A 23,792-nucleotide genomic window follows, 5' to 3' on the forward strand; every position below is an offset into this window, starting at 1 on the left:
CCTGCTGCGCCGCCGGACCGTAACCTTGACAGGTCGCTCGTCGCGGCGCTATGTCGCCGCGCGAGGAGTCGCGGGCCCGGTCCACACGGACCGGCGTGGCCGACGACCTCCGACCGGCGTGAGCCGGCGAGCATGAGAGAACACCGCACACCAGGTGCGGTCGCCCCGGCGGCCGCACACCCGAGAAGCAAGGGGAAGCCCTCGATGTACGCGATCGTCAAGACCGGCGGCAAGCAGTACAAGGTCGCCGAAGGGGACCAGGTCAAGGTCGAGAAGATCGAGGGCGAGGCCGGAACCTCCGTGTCGCTGTCCCCGATCCTCGTGGTGGACGGCTCGGCCGTCACCTCCGACGCCGACGCCCTGGCCAAGGTCACCGTCTCCGGCGAGATCGTCGAGCAGACCAAGGGTCCGAAGATCCGGATCCACAAGTTCAAGAACAAGACCGGGTACCACAAGCGTCAGGGCCACCGTCAGAAGCTGACGGTCGTCAAGATCACCGGTATCAAGTAATCCGTCACCGGCCGCCAAGGCCACCAGCTCAGCGCCCTCGGGCGTGCTCCCTGAAGGAGGGACTCGGACATGGCAAGCAAGAAGGGCGCGTCCAGCACCCGTAACGGTCGTGACTCCAACGCGCAGCGTCTCGGCGTCAAGCGCTTCGGTGGCCAGGAGGTCAACGCCGGCGAGATCCTGGTGCGCCAGCGCGGCACCAAGTTCCACCCGGGCGTGAACGTCGGCCGCGGCGGCGACGACACCCTGTTCGCCCTCTCCGCCGGTGCGGTGGAGTTCGGCACCAAGCGCGGCCGCAAGACCGTGAACATCGTGCCGGCCGGCGCCGAGGCCTGAGCCTCCCAGCCGACCGAACCACACGTGAATCGCCCTCGGGGGCCGGGCGGGGTCTGATCGACCCCACACCCGGCCCCCGAGAGTATTTGCGGCAGCACCACCCGATCCACCGTCGTCCGTCACCAGGAGGAGTCCCCACCATGTCGAGATTCGTCGACCGCGTCGTCCTCCACCTCGCGGCGGGGGACGGCGGCCGCGGCTGCACCTCCGTGCACCGCGAGAAGTTCAAACCGCTCGGCGGCCCCGACGGCGGCAACGGCGGCGACGGCGGTGACGTCGTGCTCGTCGTGGACCCGCAGGTCCACACCCTGCTCGACTTCCACTTCCGGCCCCACGCCCGCGCCGGCAAGGGCCAGCCCGGCATGGGTTCCCACCGCAACGGCGCCCAGGGCGCCGACCTCGTGCTCCCGGTCCCGCCCGGCACGGTCGTGCTGGACGAGAACGGTGAGGTCCTCGCGGACCTCGTCGGCGCCGGCACCCGGTTCGTCGCAGCCGAGGGCGGAAAGGGCGGTCTCGGCAACGCGGCCCTGGCGTCCCGTGCGCGTAAGGCGCCCGGCTTCGCCCTGCTGGGCGAGCCCGGCGAGGTCCGCGACGTCACGCTCGAGCTCAAGTCGATGGCCGACGTCGGACTCGTGGGCTTCCCGTCCGCCGGCAAGTCCTCCCTCGTCTCGGTGCTCTCCGCGGCCAAGCCCAAGATCGCCGACTACCCGTTCACGACCCTGGTGCCCAACCTAGGGGTGGTCTCGGTCGGCGACGACACCTTCACGATCGCCGATGTACCCGGCCTCATCCCCGGTGCCAGCGAGGGCCGCGGTCTCGGCCTGGACTTCCTACGCCACATCGAACGCACCGCCGTCCTGGCCCACGTCGTCGACTGCGCCAACCTTGAGTCCGACCGCGACCCTGTCTCCGACGTGGACGCCCTCGAGGCGGAGCTCGCCGCGTACCGGTCAGAACTGTCCGACGCCGGGATCGGCGACCTGTCCGACCGGCCCCGCGTGGTGGTGCTCAACAAGATCGACGTCCCCGCCGCGGCCGACATGGCCGAGATGGTCCGCGAGCAGTTCGAGGCCCGGGGGTGGCCCGTGTACGCCATCTCCGCGGTCGCCCACAAGGGCCTCGACGAACTCCGCTTCGGGCTCTACGAGCTGGTGAAGGCTCACCGGAAGGCCAACCCGCCCGCCGCGCCCGAGCGGATCGTCATCCGGCCCAAGGCCGTGGACGCGGGCGAGTTCGACGTCCGCCCCGACCCCGCCTCTCCCGGCGACTTCGTCGTCACCGGCACCAAGCCCGAGCGGTGGATCCGTCAGACCGACTTCGAGAACGACGAGGCCGTGGGCTTCCTCGCCGACCGCCTCGCCCGGATCGGCGTGGAGGACGCGCTCATCAAGGCCGGCGCCGAGGAGGGCTGCACGGTCACGATCGGCGACGTCTCGTTCGAGTGGGAGCCGCAGACCCCGGCCGGCGTCGACCTCATGCGCACCGGCCGCGGCACGGACATCCGACTCGAGTCCGACGAGCGTGTGGGCGCCGCCGAGCGCAAGTACCGCAAGCGCGTGCGCCGCGGCCTCATCGACCCGGACGAGGAGATCCTGGAGTGACCACCGAGCGCGAGCTGCGCCGTCGCATCGGCACGGCCCGCCGCGTGGTGGTCAAGATCGGTTCGTCCGCGATCACCAGCTTCCACGGCGGGATCCGGCGCGCCGAACTCGACACCCTGGCGGACGTCTGCCAGACGCGCATGACCGGCGGATCGGACGTGTTCGTGGTGTCCTCGGGCGCGATCGGCGCCGGGATGGCCCCGTTGGGCATGACCACCCGGCCCGCCACATTGTCGGCCAAGCAGGCCGCCGCGAGCGTCGGGCAACTCGAACTGGCGCGCGCGTGGGGTGACTCGTTCGCCCGCTACGACCGGGTGGTGGGACAGGTGCTGCTCACCGCCGCCGACATCGGCCGCCGGGACAGCGCCGCCAACGCGCAACGCACCCTCGACCGCCTGCGCACCCTGCGGGCGGTGCCGGTCATCAACGAGAACGACACCGTCGCGACCAACGAGATCCGCTTCGGCGACAACGACCGGCTGGCGGCCCTGGTCGCCCACCTCATCAGCGCCGACGCGCTCATCCTGCTCTCGGACGTCGACGCCCTCTACGACTCCGACCCCCGCAAGGGCGATGCGACCGCGGTGACGATGGTCGGCGGCGAGGGGGACCTCGACGGCGTGGTGGCCGGCGCCGGGGGATCGCTCGGGACCGGCGGCATGGCCTCCAAGCTCGCGGCCGCCCGCCTGGCCGCCGACGCGGGGATCCCGGTCCTGCTCACCTCCGCGGAGCGGGCGGCCGAGGCGCTCGCCGCCGAGCCGACCGTGGGGACGGTCTTCGCGGCCCGCCCCGAGCGGATGACCGCCCGCCGTTTCTGGGTCCGCCATGCCGCCGATGCGCGGGGCGCGGTGCTGCTCGACGACGGCGCCGTGCGCGCGGTGACGGGCTCGCGTCGGTCGCTGCTGCTCGCCGGGGTCACGGGCGTTGACGGGCTGTTCCACTTCGGCGACGTCATCGAGCTCCACGACTCCGACGGGCGGGTCGTGGCCCGGGGCATCGCGCAGTACGACTCGATCGAGGTCCGATCCCGGCTCGCCGAGCGGCAGTCCGGGACGGGCGCCGCCGGCCAGGGGCGGCCGCTGGTGCACGCGGACGATCTCGTCGCCGTCTGACCGGCGCGGATATCAGCCCCCGTTGACCGCGCCCTCGGTGTGGACCGGTGTGACGGTCCCCGCCTCGAGGTTGTAGATCGCGCCGACGATCGCCGTGCGGCCCTCGGTGATCGCGCGGTCGACGGCCGCGGACTTCTCGCGGATCGCGGTGACCGTCTGCCGGACGTTCTCGATCACCACGTCGTCGTACCCGGCATCCGGGTCGCGCCGCGCCTCGAACACGGCCGGGGCGATGCGCTCGACCACGTCGCGCAGGTAGCCCGACGGGGTGGAGTGGGAGTCGACCGCGGTGATGGTGGCGCCGACCGCGCCGCACGAGGTGTGCCCCAGGACGAGGGTGAGCGGGATGCCTAGGACGTCGACGCCGAACTCGATCGAGCCCAGGACGGAGGGGTCGACGATGTGGCCGGCGTTGCGGATGACGAACAGGTCACCCAGGCCCTGGTCGAACACGACCTCCGCGGGCACACGCGAGTCGGCGCAGCCGAAGACCATGCCGAACGGGTGCTGCTCGCCAGTGAGTTCGGCGCGGCGGGCGGGGTCCTGGTGCGCGTGGAGGCTGGCGCCGTCGACGTAGCGACGGTTTCCGGTGAGGAGTCGGTCCAGCGCGGCGGCGGGGCTCAGATCTGTGCTCATGGTTCCAGTGTGCGCCTGTGGCGGCCCGCACAGCGACCGCACCCCGGGGTCCGGGCGGGCGGTGCTGGCCGTCGCCCGCGGTCTACGCGCCCAGCGCCCGGTCGACGCGGGTGAGGACCTCGACGCAGTCGCCGTCGATCGTGAGGGTGGCCTCGTCGTGCGCGCGGGTGCGGCCGCGGTTGACCACCGCGACGGGCGTACCGGTGGTCACCGCGCGCCGCACGAACCGGTAGCCGGAGCGCACCGTGAGTGACGAGCCGACGACGACGACGAGGTCGGACCCGTCCACCAGGGAGTTGGCCTCCTGCACGCGGTGCGCGGGGACGTTCTCGCCGAAGTAGACGATGTCGGGCTTGAGCACCCCGGAGCAGCGCGGGCAGTCCACCATCCGGAAGTCGGCGGTGTCGGTGAGGACGGCGTCGGCGTCCGGCGCGACCTCGATCGCACCGCGGGTCGCGACGCGTTCGGCGAAGCCGGGGTTGAGCCGGTCCAGCTGCTCGTGCAGGGCCCACCGGCTCTGGCGGAGCCCGCAGTCGAGGCACGTGACCACCGCGTAGGTTCCGTGCAGGTCGACCAGCCGCCGGCTGCCGGCCTTGAGGTGCAGCAGGTCCACGTTCTGCGTGATGACGCCCGTGACGGTGCCGCGCCGTTCCCACTCGGCGAGCAGCAGGTGCGCGGCATTGGGGCGGGCGGCCTCCATGTGCCGCCAGCCCAGGTGGTTGCGGGCCCAGTAGTGACGGCGGAACGCGGGGTCACCGACGAACTGCTGGTAGGTCATCGGGGTGCGACCCGGCGAGTCGGGCCCGCGGTAGTCGGGAATGCCCGAGGGCGTGGAGATGCCCGCGCCGGTGAGGACGACCGTGCGGCGGCCGTGCATCAGCTCCGCCAGGGCGTCGGCGCGCTCGGGCAGGTCGGCGTCCGGCCGGGTGCGCTCGGCCGGTGTCCAGGCGGTGTCGCGGACGCGGACCATCTACAGGCCCCCGGGTCCCGAGGGGTCGTGCGCGCACACCACGTCCAGGGTGTCGGCGCGGCGAGCGGCCAACCCGGCGAGTCGGGCGTGAGTGACCGTGACCGCGGCCGGCTCCAGGGCCATGGCGCGTTCGGCGACCGGGACCCACGCCGGCACCCGGCCCGCCGAGCCGACCTGGCCCCGGTGGTAGAAGGCATCACCGGCGTGGAGGACGTCCTTGTCGTCGTCGACACCGCCGTCTCCGGGCGCGGACGGGCCCCCGCCGCGCCCCGGCACGAACACCCCCCCGTGCCCGACGGCGTGACCCGGCAGGTCCACGAGCAGCATCCCCTCGGCGACATGGTCCAGGGGGTGCACCCGGAAGCCCTCCCACCGGTCGGTGCCGAACGAGTACTCGGTGAAGCGCGGTCCGTGCGCCCACTGGCGGCGGCGGTACCGCCGACGCTCCAGGAAGCGCGGCGTGCGCACCGCCCACGTGAGGGCCTGCGCCGAGACGTGCACCTGCGCGTCGGGGAAGTCGGCGAGGCCGCCGATGTGGTCGAGATCCAGGTGGGTGAGCACGATGTGCCGCACGTCCCGCGGATCCAGGCCCATGGCCTCGATGCGGCGGACCGCCGTCTCGCGCTCGCGCAGCGCCGGGCGCAGGACGTGGCGCGCGGCGCCGAGGCGACCGGCCGGGTCGGCGATGTCCGCCGACCCGATCCCCGAGTCCACCAACACGAGACCGCCCGGCGCCTCGAGCAGCAGCACGCGCGTGGGGGCCAGACCCGCGAACGTCCCGCAGTTCATCTGGTGGATCCGCATGAGGGCAACGGTACCGTGGCCGGGTGAGCCGAGACCGTGTCCTGGACCCGCGCCCCGTGGTCCGCGTGACCGCCGACCCCGAGGTGGCGGCCGCGGTGGTCGGGCCCGGGGCGGAGGAGTCCCCGTGGCCGTACTCGATCCCGGCGGTCGCGCAGCTCCTGCGCGACGGGCTCGAGTTGGACGATCTCACCGTGCTGGTCGGCGAGAACGGCGCCGGCAAGTCGACGATCGTCGAGGCCGTCGCCATGGCGTTCGGTCTCGGCGCCGAGGGCGGGTCCGTCCACGGCCGGGACGTGACGTGGCGGTCGGAGTCACCCTTGAACGCGGACCTGCGCCTGGTCCGCGGGGGAGCCGCGTCCCGGTGGGGCTACTTCCTGCGCGCCGAGACCATGCACGGCATGTTCACCTACCTGCAGTCCTCGGGCCCCGAGCGGGATTTCCATTCGCGCAGCCACGGCGAGGCGTTCTGGGACATCCTCACCACCTCCCGGTTCGACGGCGGCGGCCTGTTCGTCCTGGACGAGCCGGAGGCGGGGCTGTCGTTCGACGCGCAGCTCCGGCTGGTGGCGCTGCTGCTCGAGCTGGCCGACCGGCGCGGCGCGCAGGTGCTCATGGCGACCCACTCGCCGATCCTCGCCTCCGTCCCCGGCGCCGCGGTGTACGAGCTCTCCGACGAGGGGATGCACCGGGCGAGATGGGAGGACCTGGCGATGGTGGACCACTACCGGCGCTACCTCGACGCACCCGGGCGATATCTGCGCCACCTCCTGGAGTGACCGGGCACACTGGACCCATGACCAGCTCCGCGTCACGTTCCGCACGCACCACCGGCGAGGCCCGGCCCGTCCACCCCGTCTACCCGTCGTGGCAGCCGCCGTCGACGTCCCGCGCCGCCAACGCCGGGCCGCTGCCCGCGCCCGAGCCGGGGTTCGACCCGGACATCATCGTGGTCGGGCACGGCCTGGCCGGCCTCGTGGCGGCCTACGAGGCGACGCGCGCGGGCAAGAAGGTGCTCGTGGTGGACCAGGAGAGCGAGAAGAACCTCGGGGGGCAGGCGTTCTGGTCCCTCGGCGGGCTGTTCCTCGTGGACACCCCGGAGCAGCGGCGGATCGGCATCAAAGACTCTCTCGAGCTCGCGTGGCGGGACTGGCTCGGCTCGGCCGGGTTCGACCGCCCCGAGGACCACTGGCCGCGGCAGTGGGCGCGCGCGTACGTCGAGTTCGCCGCGGGGGAGAAGCGTCGGTACCTCCACGACCTGGGACTGCGGATCATCCCCACCGTCGGCTGGGCCGAGCGTGGCGGCGGCGACGTGAACGGGCACGGCAACTCCGTCCCTCGCTTCCACGTGGCGTGGGGGACCGGGCCCGAGGTGGTCCGCGTCTTCGAGGAACCCGTCCGCGATGCCGCCCGCGCCGGCCTGGTCCGCTTCGCGGTGCGCCACCGGGTGGACGAGATCGTGGTGGAGGACGGCCGCGCCGTGGGCGTGCGCGGTGCGACGCTCGTGCCCTGCGACTACGACCGCGGCGTCGCGTCCCCCCGGGAGGAGACGGGGGAGTTCGAGTTCCGGGCGAAGGCCGTGCTGCTGGCCTCCGGCGGGATCGGCGGCAACCCCGACCTGGTGCGGAAGTACTGGCCCGCCGACCGGCTCGGCGACGTGCCGAAGGACCTCATCGTGGGTGTGCCCGAGCACGTGGACGGGCGGGTGCTGGAGATCTCCGCGAGGTCCGGCGTGAACCTCATCAACCGGGACCGCATGTGGCACTACACCGAGGGCGTGGCCCACTTCGCGCCCGTGTGGCCCTCGCACGCGATCCGCATCATCCCGGGACCGTCCACCCTGTGGCTCGACGCGAACGGCGACCGGATGCCCGTGCCGTTGTTCCCGGGCTTCCACACCACGGCGTCCATCGAGGCGATCCGCCGAGCCGGCCAGGACTACTCGTGGTTCATCCTCGACTCGGCGATCGCCGGCAAGGAGTTCATCCTCTCCGGCTCCGAGCAGAACCCCGAGCTGACCGACAAGAGCATCCGGAAGTTCGCGTCCAAGGCGGGCAGCGGCCTTCCCCCGTCGATCGCCGACTTCACCGAGAAGGGCGTCGACTGGGTGGTGGCGGACACGCTCGAGGAGATGGTCGCCGGCATGAACTCGCTGCTGCGGGATGGCGAGCCGGAGCTGGACGTGGAGAAGGTGCGGGAGTTCGTCCTGGCGATGGACGGGCAGATGGACAATCCGTTCGCCAAGGACGCCCAGGTGCAGGCGATCCACAACTCGCGGCGCGTGCTCACCGACAAGCTCACCCGCCTGGCCAAGCCGCACCGCCTGCTCGCCGACTCCGGCCCGGGCAAGGGCTCGGCCGCCGGCTCGGGTGGCCCGCTGATCGCGGTGAAGGCGCACCTCATGACGCGCAAGACCCTCGGCGGGATCGAGACGACGCTCGACTCGCAGTGCCTCACTCCCGCCGGCGAGCCGTTCCCGGGGCTGTACGCCGCCGGCGAGGTCGCGGGATTCGGCGGTGGCGGCGTCCACGGCTACAACTCGCTCGAGGGCACGTTCCTCGGCGGGTGCATCTTCTCCGGCCTGAGGGCCGGCCGGGCGATGGCGCGGGAGGTCTGAGCCGTCCGGCGGCCGATGCGGGGCCGCCTCCCCTCAACCGCCCTCGCGGCCGCCGTCGTCTCTCGCGACGGGCCGGCCGCGGGCCTGACCGCGTCCCCGCCGGACACCGAGTTCGTAGGTGGCCAATACGATCAGCCACAGCGCGGTGACGGGGATGACGAACCAGAGCATGGCGGCGCTGAACGGATCCAACGCGTCGTGGTCGGCGGCCTGCAGCACCACGTAGGCGACGTACGCGGCGTAGAACCCCGCGAAGAGCAGTCCCTCCCACCGCTTGATCGCCATCCCGGTGAAGGCGATCGGAAGCAGAGCCATCGAGACGGCGAGCATGATCGGCAGGTCGAAGCGGATGGCCCCTTGGGCGACCCCGATCGGCGTGATGAGCGAGGTCATTCCGAGAACCGCGCCGATGTTGAACATGTTGCTTCCGACGATGTTGCCGATGGCGAGGTCGCGTTCGCCGCGGATCGCCGCCACGAGGCTCGTGGCGAGTTCCGGGAGGGAGGTGCCGATGGCCACCACCGTGAGACCGATGACCAGGTCACTCATCCCCCAGGCCGACGCGAGATCACTGGCCGCGGTGACGAGTAGCCGTGCCCCGATCACGAGCAGCGCCACCCCGGCGATCACGAGAGCGCTGTTGAGGAGGACCGGGTGCGAGGTGTCGCCGCCGGTAGGCGTCGTCTCGCCCGCGCTGTCACCGGCCGGGGCGTCCAATGCCTCGGTGGCGCGGTCTCCATCCTGTTTGCGCGCGATGACGATCGTCGCGGTCGTATAGGTCACGAGGCCGGCGAACAGCAGCAGACCGTCGAGGAAGCTGATCGTGCCGTCGAGAGCCACCAGAAGCACGACCAGAGAGAACAGCACCATGATGGGGATGTCGACTCGCACGATCCGGGACGTCGCCACGAGAGGGGCGACGATCGCGGTCATCCCCAGGATGAGCAGAATGTTCGCGATATTGCTGCCCACGACGTTGCCGACGGCCAATCCCGGGTATCCACTCAGCGCGGCATCGACGCTCACCGCGAGTTCCGGCGCCGAGGTGGCGAACGCGACAACGGTGAGTCCCACCACCAGCGGGGAGATCTTGAAAACGGCGGCCAGACCGCCAGCGCCCCGCACCAGCACTTCACCGCCGCCGATGAGCAGCACGAAACCTAGCGCCAGGGCGGCCACCGTCAGGACGCTCATGACTGGTCAGACCGGGTCGTGGAGGAGTCCGGCCGAGCCGTAGGAGACAGTCTCGTCGAAGTGACCATGCTTCGACGATTCCATGCCGGCGCCCACCCTGTCGACCACCGGCGGTCGCCTAACCCGCGGTGACGACGGCCAGGGGCAGGACCGCGGAGGCCCCGGACTCCCGCAGGTGGCGCGCCGCCTCGGTGACCGTCCAGCCCGTGCCGAGCACGTCGGTGACCAGCAGGACCGGCCCGTTCGGGGGCGTGGCAGGGCCGGAGAACGTGCCCCATAGCTGCGCCACGCGGTAGGCCGAGTTCTGCGCGGTCACCGGCGGCAGCGCCGGGTCGCGGGTGAGCTCGCCGAGCGGCTCCATGCGCCCCATCCGCGCCAGCGCGTCGGCGAGGCCCCCGACGAGCTGCGGGTGCTCCCCGGTGACCAGGGCGACGACCCCGGTGGGCCGCTCGGTCCAGCCCCACTCGCGCAGGACCGGCACGCAGGCGCGGGCCAGCCACTCGGGCGCGTCCTGATCGGGCTCGGCGAGCAGCGCCCGCAGCTTCTGTCCCAGACCGAGGTCGGTGAGACGCGCGAGGGCCCGGCCCTCGGCGGGACCGTCGGTGATCTTGCCCTTGAGCGGCACGTCGAGCTTGGCCAGGCCCGTGGGCCACTGCCGGCGGGGCGGCAGTACCACGCCGGGCCGCTCCAGCGCCTCGCGGGCCCGGGTCAGCGCGCCGGAATCGACGTCCGAGGTGCGGCGCTCGCCGGTGCAGTTGTCGCAGCGCCCGCAACCGGGCGACGCCGGGTCGAGGGTGGGGTCGTCGAGCTGCGCGCGCAGGAACTCCATGCGGCAGGAGTCGGTGCGCTCGTAGGCGATCATCGCCTGCTGCTCGGCCTGCCGCGCCTCCGCCAGACCCGCGTAGCGCTCGGCGTCGTAGTGCCACGGCCGCCCGGTGGAGACCCAGCCGCCGCGCACCCGTTGGACCGCGCCGTCCACGTCGAGGACCTTGAGCACCATCTCCAGCCGCGTCCGGCCGAGATCCACGGCCGGCTCCAGAGCCTGCGTCGACTGCGGACGGTCGGGCTCCAGCGCGTCGAGGACCCGCCGCACGACGTCCTCCGGCGGGAAGGCCAGCGACGCGAAGTGGTTCCAGATCGCGCGGTCCTCCGGCCCCGGGAGCAGGACGACCTCGGCTCTGTCGGCCGCGCGCCCTGCGCGGCCGATCTGCTGGTAGTAGGAGATGGGGGAGGGCGGCGCCCCCAGGTGGACGACGAAGCCCAGGTCCGGCTTATCGAAACCCATACCCAGCGCGGAGGTGGCGACCAGCGCCTTGACCTCGTTGTCCAGGAGGGCGCGCTCGAGTTCCTCCCGCTCGCCGGAGTCGGTACGCCCCGTGTACGCGCTGACGCGGTGCCCGGCCGAGGTGAGCAGCTCGGACATGTCCTCGGCGGCGGCGACGGTGAGGCAGTAGACGATCCCGCTACCCGGCAGCGAGTCGAGGTTCTCGACCAGCCACGCCGCGCGCGTCTCGGAGTCGTCGATCGCCACCACCGACAGTCGGAGCGACTCACGGTCCAGCCCGCCGCGGAGGACGAGGGTGTCCGTGGCGGCGGAGTCGTCAGCGGCCGGAGCCTGCTCCGCGAGGCCGCTCACGCCGACGCCGAGCTGCTGGGCGACGTCGCGCACCACGCGGTCGTTGGCCGTGGCCGTGGTGGCAAGGACCGGCACCCCCTCCGGCAGGTCGGCGAGGAGGGTGCGGATCCGGCGGTAGTCGGGCCGGAAATCGTGCCCCCAGTCGGAGACGCAGTGGGCCTCGTCGACCACGACCAGCCCGGCGTCCGCCGCGAGCGCCGGCAGCACGGTGTCGCGGAAATCCGGGTTGTTCAGCCGCTCGGGGCTCACCAGCAGCACGTCCACCTCGCCTGCCCGGACGGACGCGCGCACCTCGTCCCACTCGGTCATGTTGGCCGAGTTGATGGTCGCCGCCCGCACCCCGGCCCGGGCCGCCGCCTCGACCTGGTTGCGCATGAGCGCCAACAGCGGCGAGACGATCACCGTGGGACCGGAACCGAGCTCGCGGAGCAGCCGCGCGGCGATGAAGTACACCGCTGACTTGCCCCAGCCGGTGCGTTGGACCACCAGTGCGCGCCGACGGTCGGCCACCAGCGCCTCGATCGCGGTCCACTGGTCCTCGCGCAGCCTGGCGCCCGGCCCCGCCAGGGCCCCCAGCAGTTCATCGGCCCGCGCCCGCAGGGACGCGGGATCCGATTCGGTCGGGCTGTCGGAATGAGGACGGTCCGCCGGCGAGATCATGGGCCCATCGTGCCCCACCACTACGACACGAGGGTGCGGCGCCGACCCCGACCGGCGTCAACTGGTGGCCGTGACGAGCGACGGGCGGGGCATCGCGGGACAGGTCGAGCAGGCGGCGGAGCAGCTGGCACACCGGCGGGTGGGGGTGGTCGTCGCCGCCGGGCCGCCCGGGGGCACCCACGTCGCCGCGCGCGGCGACACGGGGCGGGGACGGGCCCCCGACGCGCACTCGCTGTTCGAGATCGGCTCCATCACCAAGACGTTCACCACGCTGCTGCTCGCGGACGGCGTCGTGCGCGGTCGGTGGCGGCTCGACACCCCGGTCCGCGAGTTGCTCCCCGACGGCGTCGCCGTCGTCACCGCCCTCGGCAGCGCCGCACCGCGGCGGCCATACTGGACCGCATGGCGCAGACATGGAGAAAGATCGTGGAGGCCGACCCCGAGCACTCGCGGCGATACGCGCGGCGCTGGGACGACATGATCGCCGAGGGCGTCGACATCGACGGCGAGGCGCGTCTCGCCGACGCCATGGCGCCGCGCGGAGCGCGCGTCCTCGACGTGGGCTGCGGCCAGGGACGGATGGGCGTCTACCTCCACGCCCGCGGCCACCGGGTCACCGGCGTCGACATCGACCCCTACCTCGTCGACCGGGCGCGCGAACAGTGCCCCGACGCCACCTGGGAGGTCGCCGACCTCGCCGTCGACGGCTGGGCCGCCGGCCCCTTCGACCTGGCGGTGTCGGCCGGCAACGTCCTCGCCTTCGTCGACCCTGCCGACCGCGGTGCCGTTCTATCCAACCTCGCCGACCGGCTGGCCCCGGCATCGGAGTCCACCGACGGGCAGCCCGGCAGGCTTGTCGTGGGATTCGGGCTCGACCGCGGCTGGACGCGGGAAGAGTTCGACCTCGACGCCGAACGCGCGGGACTGCGGGTCGAGCAGCGGTGGTCGACCTGGGACCTGCGGCCTTTCGACGACGACAGCGGCTTCATGGTCGCGGTACTCGTGCGCGCGTAGGGGTCCGTGCAGGTGCGCGCGTCTGTCACCTGCGCCGTCGGCGAGCCACCGATCGGTAAGCTGGCCCGCATGACCACCAGCCACGTCGACGCCCCCGACCTCGCCGGCCAGACGGACGCTGATCGGCCGGCCGCAGACCCGGTGCGCGACGCCGTCCACGGCGCCGCCCGTCGTGCCCGCGCCGCCTCGCGCGAGCTGGCGCTGCTGACTGCCGACCGGAAGAACGCGATGCTGCTCGCCGCGGCCGATGCTCTCGTGGCGGCGGAGTCGACGATCCTCGAGGCCAACGCGGCGGACATCGCCGAGCAGATCGAGGCCGGTACCGGAGAGGCCATGCTCGACCGGCTCCGCCTGACCGGCGACCGAATCGAGGGCATTGCCGGCGGCCTGCGTCAGGTCGCCGGTCTGGCGGACCCGATCGGGACCGTCACCCGCGGGTCGACCCGGCCCAACGGACTCCAGCTCCGTCAGGTCCGCGTGCCGCTGGGCGTAGTGGGGATGATCTACGAAGGGCGTCCCAACGTGACCGTCGACGCGTTCGGTCTGGCCTTCAAGTCGGGCAACGCGGCGCTCCTCCGCGGCTCCCGCTCGGCACGCAACTCCAATGAGGCGCTCGTCGAGGTGCTGCGCGGGGTGCTCGCCGAGCACGACCTGCCCGTCGACGCCGCGCAACTGCTCCCCTCGGAGGACCGCTCGTCGGTCACCCACCTCATCCAGGCGCGCGGCCTCGTCGACGTCGTGATCCCCCGGGGAGGCGCGGGCCTCATCCAGGCCGTGGTGGAGAACTCCAAGGTCCCCGCCATCGAGACCGGCACCGGCAACTGCCACCTCTACATCCACGGGGACGCCGACCTCGACGAGGCGATCAGCCTCCTGCTCAACGGCAAGACCCGCCGCTGCAGCGTCTGCAACGCCACCGAGACGGTGCTGCTCGACGCCGCCCTGGGCGACGCCGCCGTGGACCGCGTCGTCGGCGCCCTCCGAACGGCCGGGGTCACCGTTCACGGGGACCGCGAGGGCCTCGTCCCCGCCGATGACGTTGACTGGGGCGAGGAGTACCTCAGCATGGACATCGCCCTCAAGGTCGTCGACGGCGTCGAGGAGGCGATCGAGCACATCGCCCGCTGGTCGTCGGGCCACACCGAGGCCATCTCCACCCGCAGCATCGACGTGGCCGACGAGTTCTGCGCCCGCGTCGACGCGGCGGCGGTGATGGTCAACGCCTCCACCGCCTGGACCGACGGGGAGATGTTCGGCTTCGGGGCCGAGATCGGTATCTCCACGCAGAAGCTCCACGCCCGCGGCCCCATGGGGCTCGAGGAGCTCACCAGCACGAAGTGGATCGCCCACGGCAAGGGGCACGTGCGGCCGTAAGGCACCCGCGCCCGAGCAGGCCGCACCCGCGCGGTTCGCACCAGATCACCCCACCGAGAGGACCCGCCCCATGGACCGAGCCCGCACCGGACAACGACCTGCGTTCGAGAGCATCGACCACGTCATCGACGCCCTCGGCGAGCAGGGGTACCTGGCCGACCGGTCGACCGCGACGGTCGTCTACCTCGCCGACCGGCTGGGCAAGCCGCTGCTCATCGAGGGCCCGGCGGGCGTCGGCAAGACGGAGCTGGCCAAGGCCGTCGCCGCCGCCACCGAGGCCGAACTCATCCGGCTGCAGTGCTACGAGGGCGTCGACGAGGCCCGTGCGCTCTACGAATGGAACCACGCCAAGCAGATCCTGCGGATACAGGCCGGGCAGGGCGAGGGCTGGGATTCCACGCGCGATGACGTGTTCTCCGAGGAATTCCTCCTGTCGCGACCGCTGCTCACCGCGATCCGGCGCAGTGAGCCCACCGTGCTGCTGGTCGACGAGGTGGACAAGGCGGACATCGAGATCGAGGGCCTGCTGCTGGAGGTGCTCAGTGACTTCGCGGTGACCATCCCCGAGCTGGGGACGATCGAGGCGACCCGCCGGCCCTTCGCCGTGCTGACCTCCAACGCCGCCCGCGAGCTGTCCGAGGCGCTCAAGCGTCGCTGCCTCTACCTGCACCTGGACTTCCCGACGCCGGAGCTCGAGCGAAAGATCCTCGCGTCCCGGGTTCCCGAGCTGGACGACCGGCTGGCCGAACAGCTCGTGCGCGTCGTGGGGGTGCTGCGCGCCATGGCGCTGAAGAAGGTGCCGAGCGTGTCGGAGACGATCGACTGGGGCCGCACGCTCGTGGCGCTGGGCCTGGACACGATCGACGACGAGACCGTCCTGCAGACCCTCGGCGTGGTCCTCAAGCACCAGTCCGACCAGCTGCGTGCGGCCGCCGAGCTGCGGCTGAACTAGCGTGCGGACGCTCGAGATGATCGGGGGGCGGGGGCGATGACCCAGAAGAGTCCGGGCGGTCTGTCCGGCCACCTCGTCGACTTCGTCGACGCACTGCGCCGCAAGGGCATCCCTGTCGGGCCCAGCGAGGCGGTCGACGCGGCCTCGGCGATGGTGCACGTCGACCTGCTCGACCGCGCCGCTCTGCGCGAGGCGCTGGCCTCGACGATCCTGCACAAGCCCACGCACCGCGGGGTGTTCGACCAGCTCTTCGATCTGTGGTTCCCGACCGCCGTCGGGGGTCACGCCGCGGGCGACGCGGTGACGCTCGAGGTGGAGATCCCGACCGACGATGACGGCAAGGTGGATCCCGACGCCCTCAACGAGCTCATCGCCTCGCTGCTTCTCGAGGACACCGACGAGTCGCGCGCCAAGGCCCGGGCGCTCGCCGAACTCCTCGTGGAACAGCTGGGCTCGTACGACTCGGTGAACGGCCCGCGCTACTCCGCCTACCAGGCATTGAGCCCGCTGGACACGAACTCGATCATGCAGAGGATCCTCGACGGGCTGCTCGGCGCGGATCCCTTCGACCCCGACGGTTCCAAGCGGCACGCGGAGAAGAGCGCGGCCGCCAACGCCGCGGCGGACCTGGTGCGTGGGTTCCTGCGCGAGGTCGCCGACGAGACGCGTCGCCGCACCGCTGAGACCGTGGGGCGGGATCGGGTGGCCCAGTACGCGGTCGGCCCGGCGGCCGAGCAGGTCGACTTCCTGCGCGCCAACGACCAGGATCTGCAGGCGCTCCGTCGGAGGGTCGGGCCACTGGCGCGCCAGCTCGGGAGTCGCCTGGCCGCGCGGCGGCGCCGCCACCGGCACGGTGCTATCGACATGCGCAAGACCATGCGTCGGTCGATGTCCACGGGAGGGGTCCCGGTCGAGCTGGTTCTGCGCAAGCCACGCCCGGCCCGCCCCGAGCTGGTGGTGCTGTGCGACGTGTCCGGGTCGGTCGCTGGTTTCAGCCACTTCACCCTCCAGCTGGTGCACTCGCTCCGCGAGCAGTTCTCCCGGGTGCGTGTCTTCGCCTTCGTCGACACCACCGACGAGGTGACCTCGTTCTTCGAATCGGGTTCCGACCTCGGCACGGCGATGAGCAGGATGGTGCGCGAGGCCGAGATCATCACCTATGACGGGCACTCCGACTACGGGCACGCTCTCGAGGGATTCGCCGACCGGTACGCCCATACGCTGACGAGGACGGGTTCGCTGCTCATCCTGGGCGATGGCCGCAACAACTACCGCGATCCCGCGGTCGGGGCGCTGGAGTTCGTCAGCGAGCGGGTCGGACACACCCACTGGCTGAACCCGGAACCACGGCGGCAGTGGGGGACCGGCGACTCGGCCGCCAAGTTGTACTCCCAGTACGTGCCGATGCACGAGTGCCGCAACGTCGAGCAGCTCACGGCGGTCGTATCCAGCCTGCTGCCCGTGTGAGCGTCCGGGGCGGCGGGGAGCGGCAGACGAGTACGCGGCACCCCGGCCCGATAGACTCGGTGACCATGACCACGACGGGAACCGCCGACGGCTCGCGGCGCCGCATCGGAGTGATGGGCGGAACCTTCGACCCGATCCATCACGGTCACCTCGTGGCGGCCAGCGAGGTGGCTCATCGGTTCGATCTCGACGACGTCGTGTTCGTCCCCACGGGTGAGCCGTGGCAGAAGCGCACTCGGGAGGTGTCCCCGGCCGAGGACCGCTATCTCATGACCGTCATCGCGACGGCCTCTAATCCGCGCTTCTCTGTCAGCCGCGTGGACATCGACCGCCGGGGGCCGACCTACACGGTCGACACCCTCAAGGATCTGCTCCGTCAGCACCCGGAGACCGAGCTGTTCTTCATCACCGGCGCTGACGCGTTGGAGAAGATTCTGACCTGGCGCGGCTGGGAGGAGATGTTCGAACTCGCCACGTTCGTCGGCGTCTCCCGTCCCGGTTTCGAGTTGTCCGACACCCATCTCACCGAGATCGAGAACGGGCGGGTCTACCTGCTCGAGATCCCCGCCCTGGCGATCTCGTCCACCGAGTGCCGCCGCCGTGCGGCCGACGGCGCCCCCGTCTGGTACCTCGTACCCGACGGCGTCGTGCAGTACATCGCCAAGCGCAACCTTTACCGGCCGGAGGGCTCCACCCGCCTGGACGGCACCCCAGTAGCGACGGCCCCGGTGCACCGGGTCCCCGTCCCCATCGATTCGCACCCCGAGGAGAACCCCCTGTGACCGCAAGCCCCGAGGCCGTGGAGATGGCCGCCGTCGCCGCCCGCGCCGCAGATGACAAGCTGGCGACCGACATCGTCGTCATCGACGTCTCCGACCAACTCGTCATCACCGACTGCTTCGTCCTGGCGTCCGCGGACAACGAGCGTCAGGTGAACTCCGTCGTCGAGGAGATCGAGGACAAGCTCCGCGAGGCCGGACACAAGCCACTGCGCCGTGAGGGCACCCGCGAGGGTCGGTGGGCCCTGCTCGACTACAACGAGCTCGTCGTGCACGTCCAGCATGTCGACGAGCGCGACTACTACTCGCTCGACCGGTTGTGGAAGGACTGCCCCGTCGTGGAGATCGAGGGCGTCGAGACGTCGCGGCGCTCGGATACCGCCGCCGGCGGGGCCGATGACTCGCTCGCCCCGGAGGAGCCACAGCGGGATCAGGAGCTCTGAACTCCTCGGTGACCCGACGTCTCATCCTGCTGCGTCACGGCCAGACGCATTACAACGCCTCGCTGCGGATGCAGGGGCAGTTGGACACCGAACTCAGTGAGCTCGGGGTCCGGCAGGCGCACGCCGTCGGCCGGGCGTTGGCGCCCCGACGGCCGTGGACGATCTTGTCCTCGGATCTTCAGCGTGCGCACGAGACGGCGAAGGCGCTGGCGTCCGAGGTGGGACTGGACGTCGTCACCGACCCGCGGCTGCGCGAGACGAACCTGGGGACCTGGCAGGGGATGAGCCACTCCGAGGTCGACGAGCAGTGGCCGGGCGCGCGACTGCGCTGGCGCAGCAGTCCGCGCTGGTCACCGCCGAACGGGGAGAGCCGCATCGAGGTGGCGCGTCGTACCCGCGAGGTCGTCGACGAGCTCGTCGAGTCGTCGCCGGAGTGGGGGGAGCACCCGGCCGTGATCGTCGCGCACGGAGGCGCCATCGCGGCGCTGACCGGGGCACTGCTCGAACTGCCCGTGGAGCACTACCCGATGTTCAACGGGCTCGGCAACACCTGCTGGGTGCAGTTGTCCGCCCACCCGCGCACCGCGAATCCGGACGAGTCGCACGCCGAACCGGAGGTCGCGCCCACCACTGACGCGGCTCGGGCCCTGCTGTGGCGCCTGGACCAGTGGAACGCGGGGATCACACCGCCGGTGGACGCCCCGTGACGGTCCGACTGGTCACCGACTCCTGCGCGGACCTGCCAGCCGCGTGGGTCCGCGACTTCGGCATCACGGTCGTGCCGCTGCACGTCGTGCAGGAGGACGACAAGGCCGTCTCCACCGCAGCGGTGACCCCAGACGAACTCGCGGCCAACTATGCCGACCTCCTCGCCGACCCGGACTGCACGGGCGTCGTCTCGGTGCACCTGTCCAAGGAACTGTCGCGGACCTGGCAGTCGGCCAGCGACGCCGCCACCCGCTTCGGCGGCCGTGTCCTCGTCTCCGACTCCCGGGGGGCGGGGATGGCCTTCGGCGCCGCGGTCGCCCAGTGCGCGTGGGCCGCGAACAACGGGCTCGGGCTGTCGGCGACCTACGACCTCGCCGCGCGTCTGTGCCGGGGCGCCTCGACCTACGCCGCCCTCGAGTCGCTCGAATACCTACGGCGGGGCGGCCGGATCAGCGCCCTGGCCGCGATCTTCGGCAGCGCGCTGGCGATGCGTCCGGTGATCGTCCTGCGGTCGGGATCGGTTGACCTCGCCGCGAAGGCGCGCACCACCACGAAGGCCCATGAACGCCTCCGCGCGCTGCTTCGCGACGACCTCGCCCGCGGTGACGTCCTGGTCGTCATCCACCACCATGAGGCGGCGGAACGGGCCGGGGAGATGGCCTCGGAGATCCGCAAGCAGACCCCGTTCCCGGAACGCGTCATCATCGTCGAATTCGACGAGGTCCTCGCGTGGCATCTGGGCCCGGGAACAGTGGGGGTGTCGGTGACAGACCTCGTGGACACCGAATTCCCCATCCCGTCCCCCTCTCCACAGGACGCGGACTGAGGACCGCGTTCCGGAGCGGATGGGGGCGGGTGCCGGTCTAGCGTCGCGCCCATGCGAACCGAGACCCGGGCCCGTCCCGCCGATCCCGAGCGGGACCCGGCGCGGGCGGCCGCGTTACAGCGACTGGCCGGTGCGCTCGCGCCAGAGCCGGTCGGTCGGAATTGTGAGCCGGCGGTCGCGGAGTCGGCCCGGGTTCCGTGGGCGGAACCCGATCCGGACGGAGCCCGGCCGGAGCGCGTCCCCGCCGAGGACCCGGACATCGCCGCATGGGCCGACCCGCCGTGGTGGGCCCGCATCAGATGGGCACCCGATCGTCTCGCGGGAGTCGCGCTGGTGGTCGTGGTCCTCGCCCTCGGGGCGTTCTCCGTGCACCGGCTGCTCGCCGCCGTCCCCGCGGGTCCGCCCGTTCCCGAGCTGCCGCTGGCGGCGTCGGACGCGAAGTCGGTGGGCGGCGGCCCGGCCCCCACGCCGTCCGCGCCGACCACGTCCGCGACGGCGGCCGCGACGGCGGCCGCGGGGGCGGCCGCGGGAGCCGGCCCGGACGCCGCGGAAGGCCCACTCGTCGTCTCCGTGGTCGGCCTGGTCGGGCGCAGTGGGCTGGTCACCCTCACGCCCGGCGCCCGGGTCGCCGACGCACTCGACAGTGCCGGCGGTGTCCTCGAGGGCGGGGACCGGGAGGGGCTCAACCTCGCGCGCAGGGTCGCCGACGGCGAGCAGATCCTCGTCGGTCTGGCCCCCGGGCCCGACGGGCCGAGGGGGCCGCGGAGCGACATCGTCGGTCCCGGCCCCGCCCAACTCCCCGCCGCCCCGGGCGCCCCGGCGGCCGGAGCTCCCGCGCCGGCACCCGCCGGAGCGGGTGCCGGGCCGGTCGATCTCAACACCGCTGACGCCGCCGCCCTGGAGTCCCTGCCCGGGGTCGGGCCGGTCACCGCCTCGGCGATCCTCGCGTGGCGGTCGGCCAACGGCGTGTTCACCAGCGTCGACCAGTTGGTCGAGGTCGACGGGATAGGCCCGGCGACGCTGGCGAAGTTGCGCCCCCTGGTGACGGTGTGACCGATCCGCAGCCTCGGGCGCCGGCCCACGCGGCGCCTGGGATGCCGGCGGCCCGCGACCTGCGGCTGGTGGTGCCCATGCTCGCGGTGTTCGTCGCCACCGCTGCGACTGTCGCCCTCCGCCCCGCTGTCGCGGCCGCCCTCGCGGTGGTGCTGCTGGCCGCCGCCGTGGTGTCCGCGGCGTGGTCGACGGGCGCGGGCGGCCGATCGAGGACCGACCGCGTCGCACTCGGGGTGGTGGCGTTGGCGTGCGCGGTCGGTGCGGTCGCGGCGGGGGCCCAGGCGGCGCGGACGTACGCGCTGGCCGCGCACCCGCTGGTCGATCTGGTGGGTGCCCGCACCGGCGTGGAGGCGGTGGTGACCGGGTTCGACAGGCCGGTCCGCAGCGGCGGGGTCATGGTGCCCGTGCGGGTCGAGGCCACCGGGACGGGCACCGCGGCGCGCCGCGGCGAGCTCGACGTGGTGCTCCTCGCGCGGGAGGGCTGGCGGGGCCTGCCGCCGGGGACCCGGGTCACCACTTCGGTGACGGTGCTGGAGCCCCGATCGGTCGGCGAGCCGCCGGGCCTCCGGGCTCTCGCGCCACCCCGGATCACCGGTCCTCCGGGCTGGAGCGGGCGGGTCCCGGCGGCGGTACGGCACCGTTTCCGCGAGGTGTCCGACCGGGCCCTGCCCGCCGGGTCCGCGGGCCTGCTGCCCTCGTTCGTACTCGGCGACGAGAGCGGCGTGTCGGTCGAGACACGGGACGAGTTCCGCGCGTCCGGGCTCGCGCATCTCGCCGCCGTCTCGGGCGCCAACACGACCTACGTCGTCGGAGCGGTGCTGCTCGCGGCCGCCGCGGCAGGTGTCGGTCGTCGTGGTCGCCTCCTGGCCGCGGCCCTCGCATTGGCCGGGTTCGTCGCGGTGGTCGGCCCGGAGCCGGCCGTGCTGCGCGCGGCGGGGACGGGGGCGATCGGCCTGGCCGCACTGGGCGCGCGCCGCACAGGTAGGCCCCTGGCGGCGCTGGCGGCGATCGTCCTCCTCGTCGCACTCCTCGACCCCGCGACGGCGACGGGGGCGGGTTTCGTTCTGTCGGTGTCCGCGACGGCCGCGCTGGTGGTGGCCGCGAGACCAGTGGCCCAGCGGCTCCGCCGACCGTGGATTCCCGGCCCCGCCGCCGACGTCCTGGCGGTCTGCCTGGTCGCGCACGTGGCCACGCTCCCGATCCTCGTGGCCTCCGGGCTCGGGTCCGGGCCGTGGGCGCTACCCGCGAACATCGCGGTCGCCCCCGCGGTGCCGGTCGTGACGGTGCTGGGCACCGCGGCCGCCGCGCTCGGCCCGCTGTGGCAGGGCGGGGCCGTGGCGCTGGCCGCGGCGTGCGCGCCCGCGCTGTGGTGGCTCGACACCGTCGCCGGCGTCGCTGCCGGCCTGCCCGGCTCGCCGACGGTCACGCCCGCGTGAGCAGCTCCTGCTCACGGACGAGATCCAGGGACAGCGTCCGGTACCCCTGCTCCTCGAAGAACACGGTGAGGCGGTCGTCATCGACACTCATGACGATCCCCGACCCCCACTCCCGGTGGACCACCGCGGACTGGAGAGGAAAGTCCGCCGCATCATGAGTGATGTCCACGGCCGTTCCGGCGTCGCAGGTGTCGCAGTTCCCGCAGGGATCGGCGAGCTCGTCACCGAAGTATCCGAGCAGGAACTGGCGTCGACACCCGTCGGTCTCCGCGTACCCGCGCATCATCTCGATCCGGGAGCGATCGATTCTCTCGAGCGTCTCGGACATCTCCTCCGCGCGGCGCACCGCTTCCTTGGGACGCACGTCCTCGACGAGCTCGAGCCCCTTCCTGCCGGAGGAGAGCAGGCCGGCCGCCTCGAGCAGGTTGACCGCGCCCGTGACACGCTTCCCGCCCGCGTCGACGGCCTTCTTCAGCTTGCTCAGTCGCACCGGCCCGTCCGCTCGGCGCAGGTGACGGACGACGGCTCGGATCACCTCCTCGTCCGCGCTGTGAGACGAGAAGAAGCTGCGGAGGCCGAGGTCCTCGCTGCGGTAGTGCAGTTCGATGGTGGCCGGCTCGCCGTCGCGTCCGGCGCGCCCGGCCTCCTGGTAATAGGTGTCAAGCGAGTCGGGGATGTCGGCGTGGAGGACGAACCGTACGTCCTCCTTGTCGATGCCCATCCCGAACGCGTTCGTCGCCACCACCACGTCGAGGTGACCGTCGAGGAAGGCGCCCAGCGTCTCCTCGCGCTCCGCCGCCTTCTGCCCGGCGTGATAGGCGCGGACCCTCAACGGACGGTCCGCGGCGGCCGAGCGCTCGGCGATGCGAGCCGCGTAGTCCTCGGTGGCCTTGCGGGTCGCCGTGTAGACGAGCCCGGGACCGACCAGTTCGACGGTCCGCTCCACGACCGCGTCCTTCTTGTCGTCGTCCTCCACGTGGCGCCGCACGGCGAGGTGCAACTCCGACCGGTCGAAGCCGCCGGCGAGCACGAGCGCGTCGGACATGGCCAAGCGGTCGAGGATCTCCTCCCGCACCGGTGTCGAGGCGGTCGCGGTGAGCGCGATGACGGTCGGTGACCCCATCCGGTGACGTGCGGTGTCGAGGCGGAGGTAGTCGGGACGGAAGTCGTGCCCCCAGGCGGACACGCAGTGCGCCTCGTCCACGACGAGGAAGCTCGGGCCCGCCTGGCGGAGGCGGTCGAGGACTTCGGCCTTGGCCAACTGCTCGGGGGTGAGGAACACGAAGTCGACGCGCCCGGCGACGACGTCGTCCCACGCCTCGGCCTGCGCCCGCGCGCCCATCGAGGAGTTGATCGCCAGCGATCGGGTGGGAGCGTCGTCAGCGAGCTCGTTGAGCCCCTCGCACTGGTCGGTCTGCAACGCGATGAGAGGGGAGACCACGATGCACGGACCCTCCGCCATGATCCCGGCGAGCTGGTAGATCGCCGACTTGCCGTAACCGGTGGGCAGGACGGCCAGCACATCGCGGCCGCTCACCGCCGCCCGGATCGCCTCGGCCTGCGGCGGCCGCAGTTCGTCCCATCCGAAGACGCGCTCCGCCACCTCGAGGGGATCGGTGGGCTCGGCCTGCGTCGTAGTCACGTGTGCGTCCTCTCCGTCGCGGTCGGGC

23 protein-coding genes are annotated in these 23,792 nt (G+C 72.4%); 17 read left to right on the forward strand and 6 right to left on the reverse strand.

Annotation, left to right across the window (positions count from 1 at the left end; genetic code table 11):
- Positions 1-204: 204 nt before the first annotated feature.
- From rplU to proB, 4 genes are all read left to right on the forward strand, one after another.
- Positions 205-510, forward strand: a complete 306-nt coding sequence (gene rplU, locus C3V38_RS11400; protein WP_007626967.1) for a 50S ribosomal protein L21 — start codon at positions 205-207, stop codon at positions 508-510.
- Between the two features lie 69 nt (positions 511-579).
- Positions 580-843, forward strand: a complete 264-nt coding sequence (gene rpmA, locus C3V38_RS11405; protein WP_007626965.1) for a 50S ribosomal protein L27 — start codon at positions 580-582, stop codon at positions 841-843.
- A 140-nt stretch (positions 844-983) separates the two neighbouring features.
- On the forward strand, positions 984-2,444 hold the full coding sequence (gene obgE, locus C3V38_RS11410; RefSeq protein WP_061228481.1) for a GTPase ObgE: 1,461 nt from the start codon (positions 984-986) through the stop codon (positions 2,442-2,444).
- Positions 2,441-3,556 (forward strand): glutamate 5-kinase, encoded by a 1,116-nt coding sequence (gene proB, locus C3V38_RS11415; protein ID WP_061228482.1) that lies wholly within the window; start codon positions 2,441-2,443, stop codon positions 3,554-3,556. The genes obgE and proB overlap by 4 nt, the downstream gene beginning before the upstream one ends.
- A gap of 12 nt (positions 3,557-3,568) precedes the next feature.
- Here proB and C3V38_RS11420 read toward each other — a convergent pair whose 3' ends face one another.
- The 3 genes from C3V38_RS11420 to C3V38_RS11430 all read right to left on the reverse strand — a co-directional run bounded on the left by C3V38_RS11420 (position 3,569) and on the right by C3V38_RS11430 (position 5,966).
- Complete coding sequence (locus C3V38_RS11420; RefSeq protein ID WP_061228483.1) at positions 3,569-4,192, reverse strand: carbonic anhydrase; 624 nt, start codon at positions 4,190-4,192, stop codon at positions 3,569-3,571.
- An 82-nt stretch (positions 4,193-4,274) separates the two neighbouring features.
- Positions 4,275-5,162 (reverse strand): Sir2 family NAD-dependent protein deacetylase, encoded by an 888-nt coding sequence (locus C3V38_RS11425; RefSeq protein ID WP_106385806.1) that lies wholly within the window; start codon positions 5,160-5,162, stop codon positions 4,275-4,277.
- Positions 5,163-5,966: an MBL fold metallo-hydrolase gene (locus C3V38_RS11430; protein WP_061228484.1), complete on the reverse strand. Its 804-nt coding sequence runs from the start codon at positions 5,964-5,966 to the stop codon at positions 5,163-5,165.
- A 23-nt stretch (positions 5,967-5,989) separates the two neighbouring features.
- Here C3V38_RS11430 and C3V38_RS11435 point away from each other — a divergent pair, with 23 nt between their 5' ends.
- Positions 5,990-6,742, forward strand: a complete 753-nt coding sequence (locus tag C3V38_RS11435; protein WP_254425965.1) for an AAA family ATPase — start codon at positions 5,990-5,992, stop codon at positions 6,740-6,742.
- Between the two features lie 17 nt (positions 6,743-6,759).
- The gene (locus C3V38_RS11440; protein ID WP_106385807.1) at positions 6,760-8,580 is read left to right on the forward strand and encodes an FAD-binding dehydrogenase; all 1,821 of its coding nucleotides are present in this window, start codon (positions 6,760-6,762) and stop codon (positions 8,578-8,580) included.
- Positions 8,581-8,613: 33 nt separating this feature from the next.
- On the opposite strand, the gene C3V38_RS11445 is transcribed toward C3V38_RS11440, so the two are convergent.
- Positions 8,614-9,774 (reverse strand): calcium/sodium antiporter, encoded by a 1,161-nt coding sequence (locus tag C3V38_RS11445; protein WP_061228486.1) that lies wholly within the window; start codon positions 9,772-9,774, stop codon positions 8,614-8,616.
- Between the two features lie 118 nt (positions 9,775-9,892).
- Entirely contained in the window at positions 9,893-12,070 is a 2,178-nt protein-coding gene (locus C3V38_RS11450; RefSeq protein ID WP_106385808.1) for a RecQ family ATP-dependent DNA helicase, read from the reverse strand.
- 70 nt (positions 12,071-12,140) lie between these two features.
- Between C3V38_RS11450 and C3V38_RS11455 the strand changes: the two genes are divergently transcribed.
- The 11 genes from C3V38_RS11455 to C3V38_RS11505 all read left to right on the forward strand — a co-directional run bounded on the left by C3V38_RS11455 (position 12,141) and on the right by C3V38_RS11505 (position 22,122).
- Complete coding sequence (locus C3V38_RS11455) at positions 12,141-12,551, forward strand: serine hydrolase domain-containing protein (RefSeq protein ID WP_254425966.1); 411 nt, start codon at positions 12,141-12,143, stop codon at positions 12,549-12,551.
- Positions 12,473-13,084, forward strand: coding sequence for a class I SAM-dependent methyltransferase (locus C3V38_RS11460; RefSeq protein ID WP_106385810.1), 612 nt, complete (start codon positions 12,473-12,475; stop codon positions 13,082-13,084). The genes C3V38_RS11455 and C3V38_RS11460 overlap by 79 nt, the downstream gene beginning before the upstream one ends.
- A 69-nt stretch (positions 13,085-13,153) precedes the next feature.
- A complete protein-coding gene (locus C3V38_RS11465) occupies positions 13,154-14,458 on the forward strand; it encodes a glutamate-5-semialdehyde dehydrogenase (protein WP_106386471.1) in 1,305 nt (434 codons plus the stop codon).
- A gap of 70 nt (positions 14,459-14,528) precedes the next feature.
- The gene (locus C3V38_RS11470) at positions 14,529-15,410 is read left to right on the forward strand and encodes a MoxR family ATPase (RefSeq protein WP_007626940.1); all 882 of its coding nucleotides are present in this window, start codon (positions 14,529-14,531) and stop codon (positions 15,408-15,410) included.
- 36 nt (positions 15,411-15,446) lie between these two features.
- The gene (locus tag C3V38_RS11475) at positions 15,447-16,877 is read left to right on the forward strand and encodes a VWA domain-containing protein (protein ID WP_106385811.1); all 1,431 of its coding nucleotides are present in this window, start codon (positions 15,447-15,449) and stop codon (positions 16,875-16,877) included.
- Between the two features lie 65 nt (positions 16,878-16,942).
- Entirely contained in the window at positions 16,943-17,659 is a 717-nt protein-coding gene (nadD, locus tag C3V38_RS11480) for a nicotinate-nucleotide adenylyltransferase (protein ID WP_061228515.1), read from the forward strand.
- Positions 17,656-18,099, forward strand: a complete 444-nt coding sequence (gene rsfS / locus C3V38_RS11485; RefSeq protein WP_061228493.1) for a ribosome silencing factor — start codon at positions 17,656-17,658, stop codon at positions 18,097-18,099. Before nadD ends, rsfS begins: the two co-directional genes overlap by 4 nt.
- An 8-nt stretch (positions 18,100-18,107) precedes the next feature.
- Positions 18,108-18,806 (forward strand): histidine phosphatase family protein, encoded by a 699-nt coding sequence (locus C3V38_RS11490; RefSeq protein ID WP_061228494.1) that lies wholly within the window; start codon positions 18,108-18,110, stop codon positions 18,804-18,806.
- Positions 18,803-19,633 carry a DegV family protein gene (locus C3V38_RS11495; protein WP_061228495.1) on the forward strand — a complete coding sequence of 277 codons (831 nt, stop codon included), beginning with the start codon at positions 18,803-18,805 and terminating at the stop codon, positions 19,631-19,633. The genes C3V38_RS11490 and C3V38_RS11495 overlap by 4 nt, the downstream gene beginning before the upstream one ends.
- A 51-nt stretch (positions 19,634-19,684) precedes the next feature.
- On the forward strand, positions 19,685-20,686 hold the full coding sequence (locus C3V38_RS11500) for a ComEA family DNA-binding protein (RefSeq protein ID WP_106385812.1): 1,002 nt from the start codon (positions 19,685-19,687) through the stop codon (positions 20,684-20,686).
- A complete protein-coding gene (locus C3V38_RS11505; RefSeq protein ID WP_254425967.1) occupies positions 20,683-22,122 on the forward strand; it encodes a ComEC/Rec2 family competence protein in 1,440 nt (479 codons plus the stop codon). The genes C3V38_RS11500 and C3V38_RS11505 overlap by 4 nt, the downstream gene beginning before the upstream one ends.
- Here C3V38_RS11505 and C3V38_RS11510 read toward each other — a convergent pair.
- Entirely contained in the window at positions 22,109-23,764 is a 1,656-nt protein-coding gene (locus C3V38_RS11510; protein WP_106385813.1) for an ATP-dependent DNA helicase RecQ, read from the reverse strand. The genes C3V38_RS11505 and C3V38_RS11510 overlap by 14 nt on opposite strands.
- Positions 23,765-23,792: the final 28 nt, after the last annotated feature.

Origin of the sequence: Dietzia sp. oral taxon 368 (assembly GCF_002999155.1) — a bacterium.
Classification (GTDB): Bacteria; Actinomycetota; Actinomycetes; order Mycobacteriales; family Mycobacteriaceae; genus Dietzia; species Dietzia cinnamea.

Excerpts from the sequence above, each read along its gene's own strand:
- C3V38_RS11445 (WP_061228486.1), bottom strand. The coding sequence starts at position 9,774 with ATGAGCGTCCTGACGGTGGCCGCCCTGGCGCTAGGTTTCGTGCTGCTC.
- C3V38_RS11440 (WP_106385807.1), top strand. The coding sequence starts at position 6,760 with ATGACCAGCTCCGCGTCACGTTCCGCACGCACCACCGGCGAGGCCCGG.
- C3V38_RS11500 (WP_106385812.1), top strand. The coding sequence starts at position 19,685 with ATGCGAACCGAGACCCGGGCCCGTCCCGCCGATCCCGAGCGGGACCCG.
- rplU (WP_007626967.1), top strand. The coding sequence starts at position 205 with ATGTACGCGATCGTCAAGACCGGCGGCAAGCAGTACAAGGTCGCCGAA.
- C3V38_RS11470 (WP_007626940.1), top strand. The coding sequence starts at position 14,529 with ATGGACCGAGCCCGCACCGGACAACGACCTGCGTTCGAGAGCATCGAC.
- obgE (WP_061228481.1), top strand. The coding sequence starts at position 984 with ATGTCGAGATTCGTCGACCGCGTCGTCCTCCACCTCGCGGCGGGGGAC.
- rpmA (WP_007626965.1), top strand. The coding sequence starts at position 580 with ATGGCAAGCAAGAAGGGCGCGTCCAGCACCCGTAACGGTCGTGACTCC.
- C3V38_RS11420 (WP_061228483.1), bottom strand. The coding sequence starts at position 4,192 with ATGAGCACAGATCTGAGCCCCGCCGCCGCGCTGGACCGACTCCTCACC.
- C3V38_RS11465 (WP_106386471.1), top strand. The coding sequence starts at position 13,154 with ATGACCACCAGCCACGTCGACGCCCCCGACCTCGCCGGCCAGACGGAC.
- C3V38_RS11425 (WP_106385806.1), bottom strand. The coding sequence starts at position 5,162 with ATGGTCCGCGTCCGCGACACCGCCTGGACACCGGCCGAGCGCACCCGG.
- C3V38_RS11430 (WP_061228484.1), bottom strand. The coding sequence starts at position 5,966 with ATGCGGATCCACCAGATGAACTGCGGGACGTTCGCGGGTCTGGCCCCC.
- nadD (WP_061228515.1), top strand. The coding sequence starts at position 16,943 with ATGACCACGACGGGAACCGCCGACGGCTCGCGGCGCCGCATCGGAGTG.
- C3V38_RS11460 (WP_106385810.1), top strand. The coding sequence starts at position 12,473 with ATGGCGCAGACATGGAGAAAGATCGTGGAGGCCGACCCCGAGCACTCG.
- C3V38_RS11450 (WP_106385808.1), bottom strand. The coding sequence starts at position 12,070 with ATGATCTCGCCGGCGGACCGTCCTCATTCCGACAGCCCGACCGAATCG.
- C3V38_RS11475 (WP_106385811.1), top strand. The coding sequence starts at position 15,447 with ATGACCCAGAAGAGTCCGGGCGGTCTGTCCGGCCACCTCGTCGACTTC.